Origin of the sequence: Streptomyces luteireticuli, from assembly GCF_041519305.1 — a bacterium.
In the GTDB taxonomy this organism is placed as follows: Bacteria; Actinomycetota; Actinomycetes; order Streptomycetales; family Streptomycetaceae; genus Streptomyces; species Streptomyces luteireticuli.
Genome location: NZ_CP167927.1, coordinates 6094883 through 6113080 on the forward strand (window position 1 = coordinate 6094883; position 18198 = coordinate 6113080).

Here is an 18198-nt window from a genome sequence, read left to right on the forward strand (position 1 = left end):
CATGGGTGAACGCCCGGGCCCACGTGTCCCCTCCGGCGGACGACGGTAATCTCGGCACCATGGCCTCACGTACGTCCGGCAAGGGTTCCCAGAGCACGGCGGGCACCTCCAAGCAGCGCGCCGGACGCGCCGGGAGCCCCGCCAAGAAGGCGCCTGCCAAGAAGGCGCCCGCGAAGAAGACCGCCGCCCGGCCGCCCGCCAGGAAGGCGCCGGCCCGGAAGGCCGCCGCCAAGGCGGCGCCCAGGCCGTCCGCCGCGGGCCGCGCCGGACGCGGGGTGGCACACGGCGTCGGCGCGCTGTTCCGGGGCGTGGGACGCGGTGCCCGCAACCTGGACCCGGCCCACCGCAAGGACGGGCTGGCGCTGCTGCTGCTCGCCCTCGCCCTCGTCGTCGCGGCCGGCACCTGGTCCAGCCTCGAAGGCCCGGTGGGCGACCTGGTCAAGCTGCTCGTCACCGGCGCCTTCGGCCGCCTCGACCTGGTCGTGCCGATACTCCTCGGCATCATCGCGATGCGGCTCTTCCGCCACCCCGAGCGCCCCGAGGCCAACGGACGCATCGTCATCGGCCTCTCGGCGCTGGTCCTCGGCGTCCTCGGCCAGGTGCACATCGCCTGCGGCGCACCCGGCCGCGGCGAGGGGACGCAGGCGCTCCAGGACGCCGGCGGCCTGATCGGCTGGGCCGCCTCGAAGCCGCTGCTCTTCACGGTCGGTCAGGTCCTGGCCGTACCGCTGCTGGTGCTGCTCACGGTCTTCGGGCTGCTGGTCGTCACGGCCACGCCGGTCAACGCGATCCCGCGGCGGCTGCGGCAGTTGGGGATCCGGCTCGGGGTGATCGAGCCGCTGCCCGGCGAATACGAGCCCGAGGACGCGCACCGGTACGCGGGGGAGTATGACGCCGACTGGCGCGAGACCCCGGCCAGGCCCAAGCGCCCCCGGCGCACGCCGGAGGCGCAGGGCGATGCCGAGAGCGCCGAGGAAGCGGCGCTCGCCAAGCGGCGCCGGTCCAAGCGGCCGTCCTCGGACGCCGTGGACATCGCGGCCGCCGCAGCGGCCTCGCTGGACGGGGCCGTGCTGCACGGGGTGCAGCCCTCGCCGCTCCTCGCCGGGCTCAGCAGCGGCATCACCCAGGAGGACGAGATCACCGTCCCGGTGCCGACGCCCGCGCCGCCGTCGCGCGGCGCCCGGCCGGACGGCGCCGTCCCCGACCTCACCAAGCCCGCCCCCGAGCCCCCCTCCGGGCTGCCGCCGCGGGCCGAGCAGCTCCAGCTGGCGGGCGACATCACCTACTCCCTGCCCTCGCTCGACCTGCTGGAGCGCGGTGGCCCCGGCAAGGCCCGCAGCGCCGCCAACGACGCCATAGTGGCCTCGCTGACCACGGTGTTCGCGGAGTTCAAGGTGGACGCGGCTGTCACCGGCTTCACCCGTGGCCCGACGGTCACCCGCTACGAGGTCGAGCTGGGCCCCGCGGTCAAGGTCGAGCGCATCACCGCGCTCACCAAGAACATCGCCTACGCCGTCGCCAGTCCCGACGTCCGCATCATCAGCCCCATCCCCGGCAAGTCCGCCGTCGGCATCGAGATCCCCAACACCGACCGGGAAATGGTCAACCTGGGCGACGTGCTGCGGCTCGCGGATGCCGCCGGCGACGACCACCCGATGCTCGTGGCGCTGGGCAAGGACGTCGAGGGCGGCTACGTCATGGCCAATCTGACGAAGATGCCGCACATCCTCGTCGCGGGCGCCACCGGCTCCGGCAAGTCCTCGTGCATCAACTGCCTTATCACCTCGCTGATGGTGCGTGCCACCCCCGAGGACGTGCGGATGGTGCTGGTCGACCCCAAGCGCGTCGAGCTGACCGCGTACGAGGGCATCCCGCACCTGATCACGCCGATCATCACCAACCCCAAGCGGGCGGCCGAGGCCCTCCAGTGGGTGGTGCGCGAGATGGACCTGCGCTACGACGACCTGGCGGCCTACGGCTTCCGGCACATCGACGACTTCAACGCGGCGGTGCGCGAGGGCAAGGTCAAGCCCCCCGAGGGCAGCGGACGCGAACTGGCGCCCTATCCGTACCTGCTGGTCATCGTGGACGAGCTGGCCGATCTGATGATGGTCGCCCCGCGCGACGTCGAGGACTCGATCGTGCGCATCACCCAGCTCGCCCGGGCCGCCGGCATCCACCTGGTGCTGGCCACCCAGCGGCCCTCGGTGGACGTCGTCACCGGCCTCATCAAGGCCAACGTGCCCTCCCGGCTGGCCTTCGCCACGTCCTCGCTCGCCGACAGCCGCGTCATCCTCGACCAGCCCGGCGCCGAGAAGCTGATCGGCAAGGGCGACGGCCTGTTCCTGCCGATGGGGGCGAACAAGCCGGTCCGTATGCAGGGCGCCTTCGTGACGGAGGCCGAGGTCGCCACCGTCGTCCAGCACTGCAAGGACCAGATGGCGCCGGTCTTCCGGGACGACGTCACCGTCGGTACGGCACAGAAGAAGGAGATCGACGAGGACATCGGTGACGACCTCGATCTGTTGTGCCAGGCGGCCGAGCTGGTCGTCTCCACCCAGTTCGGCTCGACGTCGATGCTCCAGCGCAAACTGCGTGTGGGATTCGCCAAGGCGGGCAGGCTCATGGACCTGATGGAGTCGCGCGGCATCGTGGGCCCGAGCGAGGGCTCCAAGGCCCGCGACGTGCTCGTCAAGCCCGACGAACTGGACGGGGTGCTCGCGCTCATCCGCGGGGACACCGGGGCCTGACGGCGGGCGGACGCCCCGGTCACCGTTTTTCTCCCGGGGCGGGCGCGCAGGGGTGAGGAGGGAGGGGAGCAGCGATGTGCCGCAGCCGGTACCGCAGACCCGTCTGATGGCCTGCCTTCTGATGGCCTACAAAGTCGGCCTTCCCGCTTGCCGGACGCTTTTGCGTCCCCCCTAGACTGAACTTCCAGCAGGTGGCTGCACGCTCGAAAGGCGCCCACGTGTCCATCGGCAACTCACCTCCGGAGGACGAACGGCCGTCCATCGGCCGCGCTCTCCAACAGGCCCGCATCAATGCCGGACTGACCGTCGACGAGATCAGTTCGACCACGCGCGTACGCATTCCGATCGTGCATGCGATCGAACAGGACGATTTCTCCCGCTGCGGCGGGGACGTCTACGCCCGTGGCCATATCCGCACGCTGGCGCGCGCCGCCGGCCTCGATCCCACGCAGCTCATCGAGCAGTACGACGCCGAGCACGGCGGGCGCCCCCGGCCGAGCCGGGCCGCGCCGGTCTTCGACGCCGAGCGCATCCGGCCCGAGCCCCGGCGGCCCAACTGGACCGCCGCGATGGTCGCGGCGATCGTCGCGGTCGTCGGCTTCGTCGGGTTCACGCTCTTCAACGGCGGGGCCAAGAGCCAGGACAGCGCGGCCGAGGCCGGCCAGGCGTCGGCCAAGCCGTCGAAGTCCCCCGCCAAGGCGCCTCCGGGCAAGGCGGTCGACGCCAAGCCCGAGCCGTCCGACAGCGCGGTCGCCGCTGCCCCGGCCAACAAGGTCACGGTCAAGCTCACCGCCGAGCGGGACCAGACCTGGATGTCGGCCAAGGATCACAACGGCAAGCTGCTCGACGAGGGCGTGCTCAAGCGCGGGGCCTCCAAGACCTTCACCGACAGCAACCGGATCGATCTGGTGCTCGGCAACGCCGGGGCCGTCCAGCTGTTCGTGAACGGCAAGGAGATCAAGAACGTCGGTGACGACGGCCAGGTCCAGCGGCTCAGTTACACCCGGGGCGACCCCGCGGCCGGCTGACCGGCGGCGGAAGGGGACCTTCCGGCGGGCGGAGGGCCTCCGGGTGACCAGGCTCTCCGCACCCGGCGGCCACTCGGCAGCGGATGCGGCGTCCGGACAAAGTAGGCTGAGCCCTATGCCCGAACGCCGTACCGTCGCTCTTGTCACACTTGGCTGCGCCCGTAACGAGGTGGACTCGGAGGAGCTGGCAGGCCGCTTGGCGGCGGATGGCTGGGACCTCGTCGAGGACGCCGCCGACGCCGATGTCGCCGTGGTCAACACCTGCGGCTTCGTCGAAGCCGCCAAGAAGGACTCCGTGGACGCCCTCCTGGAGGCCAACGATCTGAAGGAGCACGGCCGCACCCAGGCCGTGGTGGCCGTCGGCTGCATGGCCGAGCGGTACGGCAAGGAGCTGGCGGACGCGCTGCCCGAGGCGGACGGCGTCCTGGGCTTCGACGACTACACCGACATCTCCGACCGCCTGCAGACGATCCTCTCGGGCGGCATCCACGCCTCCCACACCCCGCGCGACCGGCGCAAGCTGCTGCCGATCAGCCCCGCCGAGCGCCAGGCCGCCGCCGTGGCCCTGCCCGGCCACGCCCAGGACCCCGCCCCCCAGGACACCGCGCCCGAGGACCTTCCGGAGGGCGTCGCCCCCGCCTCCGGGCCCCGGGCCCCGCTGCGCCGCCGGCTCGGCTCCAGCCCGGTGGCCTCCGTCAAGCTGGCCTCCGGCTGCGACCGGCGGTGCTCGTTCTGCGCGATCCCCTCCTTCCGCGGCTCGTTCATCTCCCGCCGCCCCTCCGACGTGCTCGGCGAGGCCCGCTGGCTGGCGGAGCAGGGCGTGAAGGAGATCATGCTGGTCTCCGAGAACAACACCTCCTACGGCAAGGACCTCGGCGACATCCGGCTGCTGGAGACCCTCCTGCCCACGCTCGCGGAGGTGGACGGCCTGGAGCGGATCCGGGTCAGCTACCTCCAGCCGGCCGAGCTGCGGCCCGGCCTGATCGACGTGCTGACCTCGACCGAGAAGGTCGTCCCGTACTTCGACCTCTCCTTCCAGCACTCGGCGCCCGCCGTGCTGCGCGCGATGCGCCGCTTCGGCGACACCGACCGCTTCCTGGAGCTGCTGGACACGATCCGCTCCAAGGCCCCCCAGGCGGGCGCCCGTTCCAACTTCATCGTCGGCTTCCCCGGGGAGACCGAGGAGGACGTCGCCGAGCTGGAGCGCTTCCTCACGGGCGCCCGGCTGGACGCCATCGGTGTCTTCGGCTACTCCGACGAGGACGGCACCGAGGCCGCGACCTATGAGAACAAGCTGGACCCCGACGTCGTCGCCGAGCGGCTGGCGCGCGTCTCCCGGCTGGCCGAGGAGCTGACCGCACAGCGCGCCGAGGACCGGATCGGAGAGACAATCGAGGTACTGGTCGATCGCGTGGACGACGAGGACGGGGTCATCGGCCGGGCGGCCCACCAGGCGCCCGAGACCGACGGCCAGGTCCGGCTGGTCACCGACGGCCTCGCGGCCGAGCCGGCGCCCGGTCGCATGGTCGTCGCCAAGGTGGTCGCGAGCGAGGGGGTCGACCTCGTCGCCGAGCCCGTCGGGGACGGCGGGTGTACCGAGGAGGCGGGCAGATGAGCGGAATCCCGGCATCGGCCGCGGGCCGTCCCGCCCCGGCGCCGGGCGTACGGCCGGTCCGGCTGTGGAACATCGCCAACATCCTCACCATGGTCCGGCTGTGCCTGGTGCCCGGATTCGTCCTGCTGATGCTTCACAACGGCGGACATGATCCGGTCTGGCGCTCGTTCGCCTGGGCCGCCTTCGCCATCGCCATGATCACCGATCTCTTCGACGGGCATCTGGCGCGGACGTACAACCTGGTCACCGACTTCGGGAAGATCGCCGACCCCATCGCCGACAAGGCGATCATGGGCGCCGCGCTGATCTGCCTCTCCGGCCTGGGCTTCCTGTCCTGGTGGGTCACCGGCGTGATCCTCGCCCGCGAGGTGGGCATCACGCTGATGCGGTTCTGGGTGATCAAGCACGGTGTCATCCCGGCCAGCCGGGGCGGCAAGCTGAAGACGCTCTTCCAGGGGGTGGCCACGGGGATGTACATCCTCGCCCTGGAGGGACCGCTGGCCACGGTGCGCTTCTGGGTGATGGCGGTGGCCGTGGCCTTGACGGTGCTGACCGGTCTGGACTACGTGCGGCAGGCCGTCGTCCTGCGGAGGAAGGCCCTGGCCCCGGAGCCGGGGCGGTGAGCGGGGACGCGGCCGCCGTCCTGGCGGCGCTGGTGGAGCGGGGCCGGACGGTGGCCGTCGCCGAGTCGCTGACCGGCGGTCTGGTCGCGGCGGCCCTGACCGCCGTTCCGGGGGCCTCCCGGGCGGTGCGCGGCTCGGTGACCGCGTACGCGAGCGAGGTCAAGCGCGACGTCCTGGGTGTGGCCGGATCCCTGCTGGCCGACCGAGGAGCGGTGGACCCCGAGGTCGCGCGACAGATGGCCCGGGGCGTGCGCTCCGTGCTGGGCGCCGACTGGGGCCTGGCCACGACCGGTGTCGCCGGGCCCACGGACCAGGACGGGCAGCCGGTCGGCACGGTCTTCGTCGCCGCGGCCGGTCCGCACGGCGGCTGCGTCGTGCGACGGCTGTCGTTGGACGGCGACAGGGAATCGATTCGGACGGAAAGCGTCCGGGCGGTCCTCGCGCTCCTGCACGACGAATTGACGGCGAACGCGGGGGCAAAGGATACGGAACACAAGGGGGGGAATGGATGTTTGCAGCCCTGAGTGAACACGACATAGCTCCCCGCACGGCCGCACCCCGAGGCGGTACGGTGGGGCGTGAAGGATCCGGATACGCGGTCCAAGGAGGGAGCCACCGATGATTCTGCTCCGTCGCCTGCTCGGTGACGTGCTGCGTCGGCAGCGCCAGCGCCAGGGCCGCACTCTGCGCGAGGTCTCCTCATCGGCCCGGGTCTCGCTCGGTTACCTCTCCGAGGTCGAGCGGGGGCAGAAAGAGGCGTCCTCCGAGCTTCTCTCCGCAATCTGCGACGCTCTGGACGTACGGATGTCCGAGGTCATGCGCGAGGTGAGCGACGAGCTGTCGCTGGCCGAGCTGGCGCAGTCGGCGGCGGCGAGCGAGCCGGTACCCGCGCCGATGCGGCCGATGTTCAACCCGGTGTCGGTGACGTCCGTGACCGGAGTCCCGGGCGAGCGCGTGACCATCAAGGCGCCCGCGGAGGCCGTCGACGTGGTCGCCGCCTGAAGCCCGGCCGTTCCATTGCTGTTCCCGGTCCCCGCCGGTCCGTTGAGGATCCGCGGGGACCGGTGTTTTCCCGGATGTCTCCGGATGTTTCCGCATGTCTCCGTCTCCGCATGTCTCGGTCTCCCGAGCGTCTCCGCTTTCCGGACATATCCATGCCCCCTCGGCATTTCCCGTCTGATTTCTCCCCTCCGGCCCGATTCCGGGCACTGTGCGATGGTGGGAGGACGGACCGGTGGTGGGGGACGGACGAAAGCGAAAACCGGGACCGGACGGCAAAGGAGAAGCGCATGTCTGTCGTGAAGAGCCCGCTGCCGGAACAGGACCGCAAGACCGTCGGCGACGCCCTCCAGGGCGCGCTCGTCGACCTCGTGGACCTCTCGCTCGTCGCCAAACAGGTCCACTGGACGATCGTGGGCCCGCGTTTCCGCTCGGTGCACCTCCAGCTCGACGAGGTCGTGGTCAGTGCGCGGCAGCACGCCGACACCGTCGCCGAGCGCGCCTCCGCCCTCGGCGTCCCGCCCGACGGCCGGGCCGACACCGTGGCCAGGACCAGTGGCATCGCCCCGCTCGGGGGCGGCTGGACCAAGGACGTGGACGTGGTGCGGCTCCTGGTCGACGCGCTCGACGCCGTCATCACCCGGATGCGGGAGCGCATCCGGGACACCGGGGACCCCGACCCGGTCAGCCAGGACATCCTCATCGGGCTCACCGCGGACCTCGAGAAGCACCACTGGATGTTCCAGGCGGAGAACGCCTGAGCGGTGCCGGGTGGCGGAGCCGGGGCCGGCGCGGTCTCCTGGGGGCATGGACGAGCACCCGGTGTTCCGCTTCACGAACGAGCTCATGACCGTCTCCGAGCTCGACCGGCGAGCGGCCGGCGCCTTCGTGCGCAGCGTCTACCAGGAGGGTGCGCACGAAGGGGAGCAGCGGGTGATCGTCGAACTCCACCGGCGCGACCGGAGGATCGCGGAGCTGGAGACCGAACTGGCGCTGCTGCGCGGCGAGGACGCCGAGGCATCCGGCTGACGGGCGGCACCCGGTGGGCACTTCGTCGCACGGGCGCGGGCGGGCGCGTCCGTCCGGGCCGTGGCGGGCAGTCGCCCGGGCGGCCTCCCTCGCGCCGGTCGTGGTGTGGGCCTGGGCCGTGCACCGGCTGGGTGCCGGGGGCGGCGCGGGGCCGGTGGAGTCGCTGGCGGCCGCCGGATGGGGGCTGGGCCTGCTGCCGGTGCACTGCGTGCCCTGGGCCCGGCCGCGCGGGCGGCGGCGCGGGCGCCGGATCCGGTAGGCGGGCGCCCGGACGGTCCTTAGGGCGCGCGCATCCGCAGCCCCCGGGGCGTGGCATGGAAGCCGGCCGACTCCAGGACGGAACCCAGCGGCGCGGTGAGCGCCGGGGCGCCGTTGATCCGCTCGACGGTCACCGTGCCCAGGGCACCGGCGCGGGCCGCCGCGGCCAGGGCCTCCACGGCCGTGCGGAGCCCGGCGTCGTCGGGGTGCGCCTCCTCCCCTTCCGCCGGCGGCCAGGCCAGCAGGGTCTTGCCGCCGCGCTCCACGAAGAGCACCAGGGCCCCGTCCACCAGCACCACCAGGGAGCCCGCCTTGCGGCCGGGCTTGTGGGCGGCGCCCGCCGGGGGATCGGGCCAGGGGAGGGCCGCGCCGTAGGCGTTCGCCGGATCGGCGGCGGCCAGCACCACCGCGCGGGCCGTGGCCGGGCGGTGGCCGGGGCCGTCGGCCCGCTCGCGGGCGGTGCCGATGGCCCGGAGGCGGTCGACGGCGCCGTCCATGGCGAACTGGGCGGCGCCCAGCCCCTCGACGACATAGCCGCGGCGGGCCTGGCCGCTCTCCTCGAAGGCGGAGAGCACCCGGTACGCGGCGGAGAAGCCGCCCTCCACTCCTTCGGCGGCGACGGCGCCGCGGGTCACCACACCGTGCCGGTCGAGGAGCGTCCTGGCCAGGGCGTGGGCCCGATGGGTGGGGTCGGGCTCGGGCGGGGGCAGCAGGGACCAGCGGCCGGCGACCGTGGGCGGCCCGCCGCGGGAGGCGGTGGGGCGGAGCGGGGCGCCCCGTCCGGTGAAGGAGCCGTAACGCCCGCGCGGCACGGGGCGTTTGGCGCGGTGCGCCGTGGAGCCCGCCGTCCGGCCCGAGCCCAGGAGCGAGCGCAACGGGGCCAGGGTGTCGCCCGTGATCCGGCCGGACCAGGCGAGGTCCCACACGGCGTCGGCGATCTGTGCGTCGGTGGTCAGGGGGCCGTCCGGCTCGGGGAGCGCGGCGCGGACGCGGTCGGTGATCTGACGGAAGAACAGGCCGTATCCGCCGGAGAGGGCGTCGAGGACGGCCCGGTGCACGGGCGTCGGCTCCAGCGGGTGCGGCTCCGGCAGCAGGAGCGGGGCCGTGTCGGCCGGCAGCAGGGACACCCAGCCGTCCTTGCCGGGCAGGGCGCCGGCGCCGGCCCAGACGACCTCGCCCGACGCGGTGAGCTCGTCGAGCATCGCCGGGGAGTAGTCCGCCACGCGGGCGGGCAGGACGAGCTTCTCCAGGGCCGAGGCGGGGACCGGCGCGCCCTGCAACTGCTCGACGGCGCGCAGGAGTCCGTCGATGCCGCGCAGGCCGTGGCCGCCGATGTGCTGCCACTGGGGGAGGAAGGCGGCGAGCGCGGCGGGCGGCACCGGCTCCAGCTCCTGGCGCAGCGCGGCCAGGGAACGGCGGCGGAGGCGGCGCAGGACAGTGGCGTCGCACCATTCCTGATCTGTACCCGCTGGGTGGAACTCGCCCTGGACCAGGCGGCCTTCGGCGGCGAGGCGGTGCAGGGCGCCGTCGGTGACCGCCGTGCCCAGGCCGAAGCGGGCCGCGGCCTGCGCCGAGGTGAACGGGCCGTGGGTGCGGGCATAGCGGGCCAGCAGATCGCCCAAGGGGTCCTTGACCGGCTCGGTGAACGCCTCGGGGACGCCCACGGGCAGGGCCGTGCCCAGCGCGTCGCGCAGCCGTCCGGCGTCCTCGACGGCGCACCAGTGCTCCCGGCCGGCGATGCGCACGCGCAGGGCACGGCGGGCGTCGGCGAGCTCGCGTGCCCAATCCGGCTCGGCGCCGCGCCCGGCCAACTCCTCGTCGGTGAGGGGCCCGAGGAGGCGCAGCAGATCGGCGACGCCCTCGGCGTCCTTGACGCGGCGGTCCTCGGTGCGCCACTGGAGCTCGCGCTCCAGCTCGTCCAGGACGTCCGCGTCGAGCAGCTCGCGCAGCTCGGCCTGGCCCAGCAGCTCGGCCAGCAGCCGCGAGTCCAGCGAGAGCGCGGCGGCGCGGCGCTCCGCGAGCGGGGAGTCGCCCTCGTAGAGGAACTGGGCGACGTAGCCGAAGAGCAGCGAGCGGGCGAACGGCGACGGCTCGGGGGTGGTGACCTCGACCAGCCGTACGCGGCGCGCCTCGATGTCGCCCATGAGCTCGGTGAGGCCGGGGACGTCGAAGACGTCCTGGAGGCATTCGCGGACGGCCTCCAGAACGATCGGGAACGAGCCGAACTCGCTGGCGACCTCCAGCAGCTGAGCGGCGCGCTGGCGCTGCTGCCACAGCGGGGTGCGCTTGCCCGGGCTGCGCCGCGGCAGCAGCAGGGCGCGGGCGGCGCACTCGCGGAAGCGGGCGGCGAACAGGGCCGATCCGCCCACCTGGTCGGTGACCACCTGGCCGATGCCGCCCGGGTCGAAGACGACGTCCGCGGCGCCGACGGGGGACTCCTCGCCGTCGTACCCGGCGCCCGGGCGGGCCGGGCCGGCATCGAGCAGGTCCGGGCCCAGGAGATCGGCGTCGGGCAGGCGCAGGACGATGCCGTCGTCCGCGTGCATCACCTGGGCGTCCATGCCGTACCGCTCGGTGAGGCGGGCGCCGAGGGCCAGTGCCCAGGGGGCGTGCACCTGGGCGCCGAAGGGGGAGTGGACGACCACCCGCCAGTCGCCCAGCTCGTCGCGGAACCGCTCGACGACGATCGTCCGGTCGTCGGGCACATGGCCGCAGGCGCGGCGCTGTTCGCCGAGGTAGGCCAGGACGTTGTCGGCGGCCCAGGTGTCGAGGCCGGCGGCGGTGAGGCGGGCGCGGGCGGCCTCCGGCGCCGCGCCGCCGACCTCGCGGAGGAACGCGCCCAGCTCACGGCCGAGTTCGAGCGGGCGGCCCAGCTGGTCGCCCTTCCAGAACGGCAGCCGGCCGGGGACGCCCGGGGCGGGGGTGACCAGGACGCGGTCGCGGGTGATGTCCTCGATCCGCCAGGACGTCGTGCCCAGGGTGAACACGTCGCCCACCCGGGACTCGTAGACCATCTCCTCGTCCAGCTCGCCCACCCGTCGCCCGCCACCACCCCGAGGGGAAGCGCTTCGCGCTGCTGTATCCGATGGGCCGCCGCCCTTCTTGGGATCGGCGCCGGCGAGGAAGACGCCGAAGAGGCCGCGGTCGGGGATCGTGCCGCCGGAGGTGACCGCGAGGCGCTGGGCCCCGGGGCGCCCGGTGACGGTGTGGGCGATCCGGTCCCAGACCAGGCGGGGGCGGAGCTCGGCGAAGGCGTCGGACGGATAGCGCCCGGCGAGCATGTCGAGCACGCCGTGGTAGGCGGACTCCGGGAGCGCGGCGAAGGGGGCCGCGCGGCGCACCAGGGCCAGCAGCTCCCCGACGTCCCAGGCGTCCATGGCCGTCATGGCGACGATCTGCTGGGCCAGCACGTCCAGCGGATTGGCGGGCACCCGCAGGGACTCGATGGCGCCCTGGCGCATCCGCTCCGTCACGACCGCCGCCTGCACCAGGTCGCCCCGGTACTTGGGGAAGACGACACCGGTGGAGACGGCGCCCACCTGGTGTCCGGCGCGGCCGACCCGCTGGAGGCCGGAGGCGACCGACGGGGGCGACTCGACCTGGACGACCAGGTCGACGGCGCCCATGTCGATGCCCAGCTCCAGGCTGGAGGTGGCGACGACGGCGGGCAGACGCCCGGCCTTCAGATCCTCCTCGACCTGGGCGCGCTGCTCCTTGGAGACCGAGCCGTGGTGCGCGCGGGCGAGCACCGGCGGCGCGCCCCGGGCGGCGCCGGACTGGGCCATCAGTCCGGCCGGGGAGTGGGCCTCGGACAGCGGCTCGCCGGTGGTCCGCTCGTGGGCGATCTCGTTGAGCCGGTTGCACAGCCGCTCCGCCAGGCGGCGGGAGTTGGCGAAGACGATCGTGGAGCGGTGGGCCAGGACGAGATCGGCGATGCGCTCCTCGACATGGGGCCAGACCGAGGGCCGCTCCCGCTCGTCCCCCTCCTGGACGGGGGCGGTGCCCAGCTCGCCCAGATCCTCCACGGGGACGACCACGGAGAGGTCGAACTCCTTTTCCGACGGCGGCTGGACGATCTCCACCCGGCGGTGCGGCGACAGATAGCGCGCCACTTCCTCCACCGGACGCACGGTGGCGGACAGGCCGATGCGCCTGGCGGGGCGCGGGAGCAGGGCGTCCAGCCGCTCCAGGGACAGGGCCAGGTGCGCGCCGCGCTTCGTCCCCGCGACGGCGTGCACCTCGTCGAGGATGACGGTCTCCACGCCCGCGAGCGCCTCCCGGGCCGCGGAGGTGAGCATCAGGAACAGTGACTCGGGCGTGGTGATGAGGATGTCCGGCGGCCGGGTGGCCAGGGCGCGGCGCTCGGCGGCCGGGGTGTCGCCGAAGCGGATGCCGACGCGGATCTCCGGCTCGGGCAGGCCCAGCCGGACGGCCTCCTGGCGGATGCCGGTGAGCGGGCTGCGCAGATTGCGCTCGACGTCCACCGCGAGGGCCTTGAGCGGGGAGACGTAGAGCACGCGGCAGCGCTTGGCGCGCTCGGCCGGCGGCGGGGCGCTCACCAGCCGGTCCAGCGAGGCGAGGAAGGCGGCGAGGGTCTTGCCGGAGCCGGTGGGCGCGACGACCAGGACGTCCGACCCCTCGGCGATGGCCCCCCAGGCGCCGGCCTGCGCGGCCGTGGGCGCGGTGAAGGCGCCCGTGAACCAGGAGCGGGTCGCGGGGGAGAAGCCGGCGAGGGCCGGGTGTCCGTCCTCCGCCGAGGCCCGTGCGGGGCCGGTCGCCGAGTCGTCCGTCATGCCCCCCATCGTGCACCGGGGCACTGACAATGCCCCGGACGCGCAGGTCAGACCGGATGCGGGGGGTTCGGGCGCGGGCTGCCGCGGCCGTGGGCGCGCAGGGTCAGGAGCGCCTCGACGGTGGTCAGCGGGCGGCCCTCCAGGGCGGTGCCCGGCGCCCAGGCGCCGCGGCGCAGCGGCCAGCCGCCGTCCTCCTGCTGCGCCGCGGCCAAGTGGTCCAGCGAGCGGCCGAGTTCGGTGTCGGTGAACCAGGGGCGGGCCAGCGAGTCGGGGGTCCGGGCGTAGTCGTGCGGGAAGTGGTGCGCGGCGGACCCGGCGGCCGGCGGGTCCGCCGCCGCCCGCTCCGGGTCCAGCACGGCCAGCCGCTGCTCGCGGACCACCCGGCCGAGCCGGTCGGCGGCGGCCTCGGCCCGGGCGCGGTCCGGGGCCCCGTCGAGGAAGGCGACGGCCGCCTCGACCTCGTAGGGGTGCGGCCGCCCAGCGAGCACCAGCGCGTCGATCGCGGCCCAGCAGAAGTCGGTGGCCCGGAACAGCCAGGCGTGCCACACCGCGTTGCGGTGCAGCAGCCCCACGACGGGCCCGGTGGTCAGCAGGGAGCCGGCGGCCGGGGCGCCGGGACCGCCGGGCGGGGCGGGGAACCAGGGCGCCGCCGGCCAGGCGGCGGACGCCGGGTGCAGCGCGGGGAGCGCGCCCTCCGGGGTGGAGACCGCGGTCAGATAGCGGCACACGAGTTCGGCGCGGCGGTCCGTGCAGCGGCCGATCTCGTCGAGGACGCGCAGGGCGTGCGCGGTGTGGTGCGGCTGGCTCACCGGGCCGCGCAGGTCCGGGTCCAGAGCGTGTCCGTAGCCGCCGTCCTCGCCCCGGTAGGCCGTCAGCGCCGCCTCCACGGCGTCCGGGCTGCCGTCGAGGAAGTGGTAGGCGAATCTGCGCTGTTCGAGGACGCGGGCGGTCAGCCAGACGAAGGCTTCGGCACGGGCTACGGGGGATGCTCCGGGTGGGGCCATGCACAAGACCGTAGGGCGGAAAACGCCGCCGGTCAGCGGCTCGTGCCCGGCTGCACCCGCAGGGGCGGGGGGCGGGGGGTACGGGGTTGACGGAGGCGGGCCGGACGGTCCCGCGGGAGCGTTCCGTAGGATCGGCCGGTCTGAAAAGTACGGGGGCAACGGTGTACGGGGGACAACGGTGGACGCAGCCATATCCGTTCGGGCGGCAGCCGGTGCCGCGGGGGACGAGCACGTCGCTCAGCTGATCGGCGGGGCGAACGCGCTCCTGGTCCTGGGGATCACGGCGCTCGTCCTGGTGCTCCAGTTCCGGGCCCGCAGGGTGCGGGCCGTCGCGTTCGTCTGGGTGGCCCTGCTCGTGGTCCGCGGCCTCGTCCCGCCCGGCCCGGCGCGCGCGACGGCGGCGGGCCTGGTGTTCCTGGCCCTGGGGCTGGCCGTCTCGGCGGCGTTCGGCGTGCTGCGCGGCCGGGCCATGCCGCTGTGGCGCGACGCGGACGGGACGGTGTGGCGCCGGGGCGACTCCGCCGTCCTGCGGCTGTGGCTGCTGACCGTCGTCGCGCGCTGCGCGGTCTCGGCCGTCGAGTACGCGCTGACCGACGAGCCGTTCAACGGCAACGCGTTCCTGCTCGGCTTCGGGGTCACGCTGGGTGTCCAGCACGCCGTGCTGCTGTTCCGGCGGGGGACCCTGCGCCGGGGTGGTCCGGGGATCGCCGTGTCCGCGCACGGCGCGTGACGGCTTACGCTGCGTCCATGCGGTTGACGGTTTTCTGGCAGCGGATGGCGGATCATTTCGGGGCGGCGTACGCCGACTCCTTCGCGCGCGACCACGTGATGTCCGAGCTGGGCGGCAGGACGGTGCACCAGGCACTGGACGCCGGCTGGGAGGCGAAGGCCGTGTGGCGCGCGGTCTGCCGGGCGATGGAGATCCCTGCCGACAAGCGCTGATCCGGAAGGCCGTGCGGACCCGCGTGCCGCGTTTGACACAAAAATCGAACATCCATTCTCATGGGTGGTCCGGGCCCTCCCGGAAATGTCCGCAACATGACGTTTCCGCAGGTCGGAGCGGTGTCCGGGCCCGTTGTCAGTGGCAGGCGCTAGCGTCGTGGACGTGAAGCGATCGACTCAAGCAAACCGGGTGGAACCCATGGCAGGCACGGACCGCGAGAAGGCGCTCGACGCCGCGCTCGCGCAGATTGAACGGCAATTCGGCAAGGGCGCCGTGATGCGCCTCGGTGAGCGGCCCAACGAGCCCATCGAGGTCATCTCCACCGGGTCGACCGCTCTCGACGTCGCGCTCGGTGTCGGCGGGCTGCCGCGCGGCCGCGTGGTGGAGATCTACGGGCCGGAGTCCTCCGGCAAGACGACGCTCACCCTGCACGCGGTGGCCAACGCACAGCGGGCCGGCGGCACGGTGGCGTTCGTCGACGCCGAGCACGCGCTCGACCCCGAGTACGCCCGCAAGCTGGGCGTCGACATCGACAACCTGATCCTGTCCCAGCCGGACAACGGCGAGCAGGCGCTGGAGATCGTCGACATGCTGGTCCGCTCCGGCGCGCTCGACCTGATCGTCATCGACTCCGTGGCGGCCCTGGTGCCCCGCGCGGAGATCGAGGGCGAGATGGGCGACTCGCACGTGGGCCTCCAGGCCCGGCTGATGAGCCAGGCGCTGCGGAAGATCACCAGCGCGCTCAACCAGTCCAAGACCACCGCGATCTTCATCAACCAGCTTCGCGAGAAGATCGGTGTGATGTTCGGTTCCCCCGAGACCACGACCGGTGGCCGGGCGCTGAAGTTCTACGCCTCGGTGCGCATCGACATCCGCCGCATCGAGACGCTCAAGGACGGCACGGAGGCGGTCGGCAACCGCACCCGCTGCAAGGTCGTCAAGAACAAGGTCGCTCCGCCCTTCAAGCAGGCCGAGTTCGACATCCTCTACGGCCAGGGCATCAGCCGCGAGGGCGGCCTGATCGACATGGGTGTGGAGCACGGCTTCGTCCGCAAGGCCGGTGCCTGGTACACCTACGAGGGCGACCAGCTCGGCCAGGGCAAGGAGAACGCCCGCAACTTCCTCAAGGACAACCCCGACCTCGCCGACGAGATCGAGAAGAAGATCAAGGACAAGCTGGGCGTGGGCCAGCGGGGCGCCGCCCCGGCCGAGGGGGACGGTGCCGACGCGGCGGGCGAGCCCGCCAAGACCGTGCCCGCTCCGGCCACGCCCGCCAAGGCCACGGGGAAGGCCGCCAAGGCCTCGGCCAAGGCGTAGTCGCGCATGGTGCGACGGAGCGACTGGTCTTCGCCCGGCGGGTTTTCGTCCGACTGGCCTTCGCCCGACGGGTCTTCAGCCGACCGGTCTTCGCCGCAGTCGTCCGACGGCCGGTCCGGGGGCGATCGCGGTCGTGCCGGTCGTGCCGGCCGCGGCGGCCGTGGCAGTCGTGGCAGTCGTGGCGAACGGACCGGCAGCGGTGCCGAGCCCCCGTCGAGAGCCGGGGGAGGGGCGCCGCTGCCCCCCGAGGAGCAGGCGCGGGCCATCTGCCTGCGCCTGCTCACCGGATCCCCGCGCACCCGCAAGCAGTTGGCGGAGGCGCTGGCCCAACGGGGCATCCCCGACGACGCGGCGGAGGCGGTGCTGTCCCGCTTCGAGGAAGTGGGGCTGATCGACGACGCCGCCTTCGCGGGGGCCTGGGTGGACTCCCGGCACCGCGGACGGGGACTCGCCCGCCGGGCCCTCGCCCGCGAACTCCGCACGAAGGGTGTGGAGTCGGCGGTGATCGACGAGGCGGTCGGGAGGCTCGACGCGGAGCAGGAGGAGCGTACGGCGCGTGAGCTGGTGGAGCGCAAGCTCCGGGTCACGCGGGGGATGGAGCGGGAGAAGCGGCTGCGGCGGCTTGTCGGGATGCTTGCCCGGAAGGGGTATTCGGAGGGGCTTGCGGTGCGGGTGGTGCGGCAGGCGCTGGAGGAGGAGGGGGACGATCCGGAGGCGCTGGACGCGTACTTGTCCGGGGACGGGGAGTGAGGGCGGCCGCCGGGTCCGGTGGGCCCGGCGGAAGCGGTCCCCCTCATCGCATGACCGGCAACCCCGCCGCCCGCCACGCCTGGAAGCCGCCCACCACATCCGTCGCCCGGCGCAGGCCCAGCCGTCGTAGCGAGACGGCCGCGAGCGACGACGCATAGCCCTCGTCGCAGATCACCACCACCCGCAGACCGTGACCGGTCGCCTCCTCGGCACGGTGGGGGCACAGGGGATCCAGGCGCCACTCCAGCTCGTTGCGTTCCACGACCAGTGCCCCGGGGATCGTTCCGTCCCGTTCCCGCAGCGCGGCGTAGCGGATGTCCACCAGCAGGCCGCCCGCGGCCTGTGCCCCGGCGGCCTCGGCGGGGGCGAGGCGGTCCAGTTCGGCGCGGGCGGTGGCGAGCAACTCCTCGACCGTCACGTCCATTCCTCCGGCCACTCGACCTCCTCCAGACGCAGCACCCGCCCTGTCCGTCCGTACCGCCGCATCAGCGGCAGCGGCGGGTAGTAGGCGTGCACCGACACTGCGTGCTCCTCCTCCGAGGAGTTGAACACCTGGTGCACATGGTGCGGGCCGAAGGCCCGGCCGTCCTGTGCGGCGAGCTGCCGTTCGCGGTCGACGCCCTCCGCCAGCTCCAGCAAGGTCCAGCCCTCCGTGGGCAGTTGGGCCGTCAGGGACTGCTCGGTCAGACGGCCGTCGGCGGTGACGAAGGCGCCGTGCGAGCCGCCGTGGTCGTGCCAGCCGGTGCCGGTGCCCGGCGGCCAGCCGATCAGCCACGCCTGGCTGCCGCCCGGCCCCTCCAGCCGGATCCAGGTACGGCCCTCGGGGTCGAGCGGGAGGGAGGAGACGAGCGACGCGTCCGCGGCCACGCCGCGCGCGAAGCGGAGGAGGTCGGCCGCGGAGGGTGCGCCGACGCCGGGGGAGGGGGAGAGGACAGGAGAGGACAACGGGACCGCCCTGGTTGATCGCGAAGGAAGTGAACACACGCGCATCAGCAGGACGGACGACAGACGCAGCCCGCGTAGCGGAGCAGGTCCACATGGACCCTCCGCCAGAAACGGGCACCGCTGTCGGTCATGGGCCGGAGTCAA

At 73.6% G+C, this 18198-nt stretch carries 18 protein-coding genes; 13 read left to right on the forward strand and 5 right to left on the reverse strand.

Features of this window, described 5'->3' with window-relative positions; translation table 11 throughout:
• Positions 1 to 59: 59 nt before the first annotated feature.
• From AB8735_RS27470 to AB8735_RS27510, 9 genes are all read left to right on the forward strand, one after another.
• Complete coding sequence (locus tag AB8735_RS27470) at positions 60 to 2750, forward strand: DNA translocase FtsK (protein ID WP_372410028.1); 2691 nt, start codon at positions 60 to 62, stop codon at positions 2748 to 2750.
• A 218-nt stretch (positions 2751 to 2968) separates the two neighbouring features.
• Positions 2969 to 3778 (forward strand): RodZ domain-containing protein, encoded by an 810-nt coding sequence (locus tag AB8735_RS27475; protein WP_344020033.1) that lies wholly within the window; start codon positions 2969 to 2971, stop codon positions 3776 to 3778.
• A 115-nt stretch (positions 3779 to 3893) separates the two neighbouring features.
• Positions 3894 to 5393, forward strand: coding sequence for a 30S ribosomal protein S12 methylthiotransferase RimO (gene rimO / locus AB8735_RS27480; protein WP_372410031.1), 1500 nt, complete (start codon positions 3894 to 3896; stop codon positions 5391 to 5393).
• Positions 5390 to 6016 (forward strand): CDP-diacylglycerol--glycerol-3-phosphate 3-phosphatidyltransferase, encoded by a 627-nt coding sequence (gene pgsA, locus AB8735_RS27485; RefSeq protein ID WP_372410032.1) that lies wholly within the window; start codon positions 5390 to 5392, stop codon positions 6014 to 6016. Before rimO ends, pgsA begins: the two co-directional genes overlap by 4 nt.
• Positions 6013 to 6540, forward strand: a complete 528-nt coding sequence (locus AB8735_RS27490; RefSeq protein ID WP_372410034.1) for a CinA family protein — start codon at positions 6013 to 6015, stop codon at positions 6538 to 6540. The genes pgsA and AB8735_RS27490 overlap by 4 nt, the downstream gene beginning before the upstream one ends.
• Before the next feature lie 94 nt (positions 6541 to 6634).
• The gene (locus AB8735_RS27495; RefSeq protein WP_004955592.1) at positions 6635 to 7018 is read left to right on the forward strand and encodes a helix-turn-helix domain-containing protein; all 384 of its coding nucleotides are present in this window, start codon (positions 6635 to 6637) and stop codon (positions 7016 to 7018) included.
• Positions 7019 to 7305: 287 nt separating this feature from the next.
• Positions 7306 to 7776, forward strand: a complete 471-nt coding sequence (locus AB8735_RS27500) for a Dps family protein (RefSeq protein ID WP_372410036.1) — start codon at positions 7306 to 7308, stop codon at positions 7774 to 7776.
• Between the two features lie 46 nt (positions 7777 to 7822).
• Positions 7823 to 8044: a hypothetical protein gene (locus tag AB8735_RS27505; RefSeq protein WP_344020020.1), complete on the forward strand. Its 222-nt coding sequence runs from the start codon at positions 7823 to 7825 to the stop codon at positions 8042 to 8044.
• A 13-nt stretch (positions 8045 to 8057) separates the two neighbouring features.
• A complete protein-coding gene (locus tag AB8735_RS27510) occupies positions 8058 to 8303 on the forward strand; it encodes a hypothetical protein (protein WP_344020018.1) in 246 nt (81 codons plus the stop codon).
• Between the two features lie 19 nt (positions 8304 to 8322).
• Here AB8735_RS27510 and AB8735_RS27515 read toward each other — a convergent pair whose 3' ends face one another.
• A complete protein-coding gene (locus AB8735_RS27515; protein ID WP_372410038.1) occupies positions 8323 to 13095 on the reverse strand; it encodes an ATP-dependent helicase in 4773 nt (1590 codons plus the stop codon).
• A gap of 47 nt (positions 13096 to 13142) precedes the next feature.
• Positions 13143 to 14099 carry a hypothetical protein gene (locus tag AB8735_RS27520; protein ID WP_344020014.1) on the reverse strand — a complete coding sequence of 319 codons (957 nt, stop codon included), beginning with the start codon at positions 14097 to 14099 and terminating at the stop codon, positions 13143 to 13145.
• Between the two features lie 178 nt (positions 14100 to 14277).
• On the opposite strand from AB8735_RS27520, the gene AB8735_RS27525 reads away from it, so the two are divergent.
• The 4 genes from AB8735_RS27525 to recX all read left to right on the forward strand — a co-directional run bounded on the left by AB8735_RS27525 (position 14278) and on the right by recX (position 17109).
• Complete coding sequence (locus tag AB8735_RS27525; RefSeq protein WP_372410041.1) at positions 14278 to 14829, forward strand: hypothetical protein; 552 nt, start codon at positions 14278 to 14280, stop codon at positions 14827 to 14829.
• 17 nt (positions 14830 to 14846) lie between these two features.
• Entirely contained in the window at positions 14847 to 15041 is a 195-nt protein-coding gene (locus AB8735_RS27530; RefSeq protein ID WP_344020010.1) for a DUF3046 domain-containing protein, read from the forward strand.
• 199 nt (positions 15042 to 15240) lie between these two features.
• Positions 15241 to 16359 (forward strand): recombinase RecA, encoded by a 1119-nt coding sequence (gene recA / locus AB8735_RS27535; RefSeq protein WP_344020008.1) that lies wholly within the window; start codon positions 15241 to 15243, stop codon positions 16357 to 16359.
• A 6-nt stretch (positions 16360 to 16365) separates the two neighbouring features.
• Complete coding sequence (gene recX, locus AB8735_RS27540) at positions 16366 to 17109, forward strand: recombination regulator RecX (protein ID WP_372410043.1); 744 nt, start codon at positions 16366 to 16368, stop codon at positions 17107 to 17109.
• A 43-nt stretch (positions 17110 to 17152) separates the two neighbouring features.
• Here recX and AB8735_RS27545 read toward each other — a convergent pair whose 3' ends face one another.
• From AB8735_RS27545 to AB8735_RS27555, 3 genes are read right to left on the reverse strand one after another with little or no spacing between them, the layout of a single operon-like run.
• Complete coding sequence (locus AB8735_RS27545; protein ID WP_344020047.1) at positions 17153 to 17533, reverse strand: rhodanese-like domain-containing protein; 381 nt, start codon at positions 17531 to 17533, stop codon at positions 17153 to 17155.
• A complete protein-coding gene (locus AB8735_RS27550) occupies positions 17524 to 18099 on the reverse strand; it encodes a cysteine dioxygenase (RefSeq protein WP_372410045.1) in 576 nt (191 codons plus the stop codon). The genes AB8735_RS27545 and AB8735_RS27550 overlap by 10 nt, the downstream gene beginning before the upstream one ends.
• Complete coding sequence (locus AB8735_RS27555; RefSeq protein ID WP_372411923.1) at positions 18099 to 18185, reverse strand: putative leader peptide; 87 nt, start codon at positions 18183 to 18185, stop codon at positions 18099 to 18101. The genes AB8735_RS27550 and AB8735_RS27555 overlap by 1 nt, the downstream gene beginning before the upstream one ends.
• Positions 18186 to 18198 lie beyond the last annotated feature (13 nt).

Excerpts from the sequence above, each read along its gene's own strand:
- AB8735_RS27470 (WP_372410028.1), top strand. The coding sequence starts at position 60 with ATGGCCTCACGTACGTCCGGCAAGGGTTCCCAGAGCACGGCGGGCACC.
- rimO (WP_372410031.1), top strand. The coding sequence starts at position 3,894 with ATGCCCGAACGCCGTACCGTCGCTCTTGTCACACTTGGCTGCGCCCGT.
- pgsA (WP_372410032.1), top strand. The coding sequence starts at position 5,390 with ATGAGCGGAATCCCGGCATCGGCCGCGGGCCGTCCCGCCCCGGCGCCG.
- AB8735_RS27495 (WP_004955592.1), top strand. The coding sequence starts at position 6,635 with ATGATTCTGCTCCGTCGCCTGCTCGGTGACGTGCTGCGTCGGCAGCGC.
- AB8735_RS27500 (WP_372410036.1), top strand. The coding sequence starts at position 7,306 with ATGTCTGTCGTGAAGAGCCCGCTGCCGGAACAGGACCGCAAGACCGTC.
- AB8735_RS27505 (WP_344020020.1), top strand. The coding sequence starts at position 7,823 with ATGGACGAGCACCCGGTGTTCCGCTTCACGAACGAGCTCATGACCGTC.
- AB8735_RS27515 (WP_372410038.1), bottom strand. The coding sequence starts at position 13,095 with ATGACGGACGACTCGGCGACCGGCCCCGCACGGGCCTCGGCGGAGGAC.
- AB8735_RS27520 (WP_344020014.1), bottom strand. The coding sequence starts at position 14,099 with ATGGCCCCACCCGGAGCATCCCCCGTAGCCCGTGCCGAAGCCTTCGTC.
- AB8735_RS27530 (WP_344020010.1), top strand. The coding sequence starts at position 14,847 with ATGCGGTTGACGGTTTTCTGGCAGCGGATGGCGGATCATTTCGGGGCG.
- recA (WP_344020008.1), top strand. The coding sequence starts at position 15,241 with ATGGCAGGCACGGACCGCGAGAAGGCGCTCGACGCCGCGCTCGCGCAG.
- recX (WP_372410043.1), top strand. The coding sequence starts at position 16,366 with ATGGTGCGACGGAGCGACTGGTCTTCGCCCGGCGGGTTTTCGTCCGAC.
- AB8735_RS27545 (WP_344020047.1), bottom strand. The coding sequence starts at position 17,533 with ATGGACGTGACGGTCGAGGAGTTGCTCGCCACCGCCCGCGCCGAACTG.
- AB8735_RS27550 (WP_372410045.1), bottom strand. The coding sequence starts at position 18,099 with ATGCGCGTGTGTTCACTTCCTTCGCGATCAACCAGGGCGGTCCCGTTG.
- AB8735_RS27555 (WP_372411923.1), bottom strand. The coding sequence starts at position 18,185 with ATGACCGACAGCGGTGCCCGTTTCTGGCGGAGGGTCCATGTGGACCTG.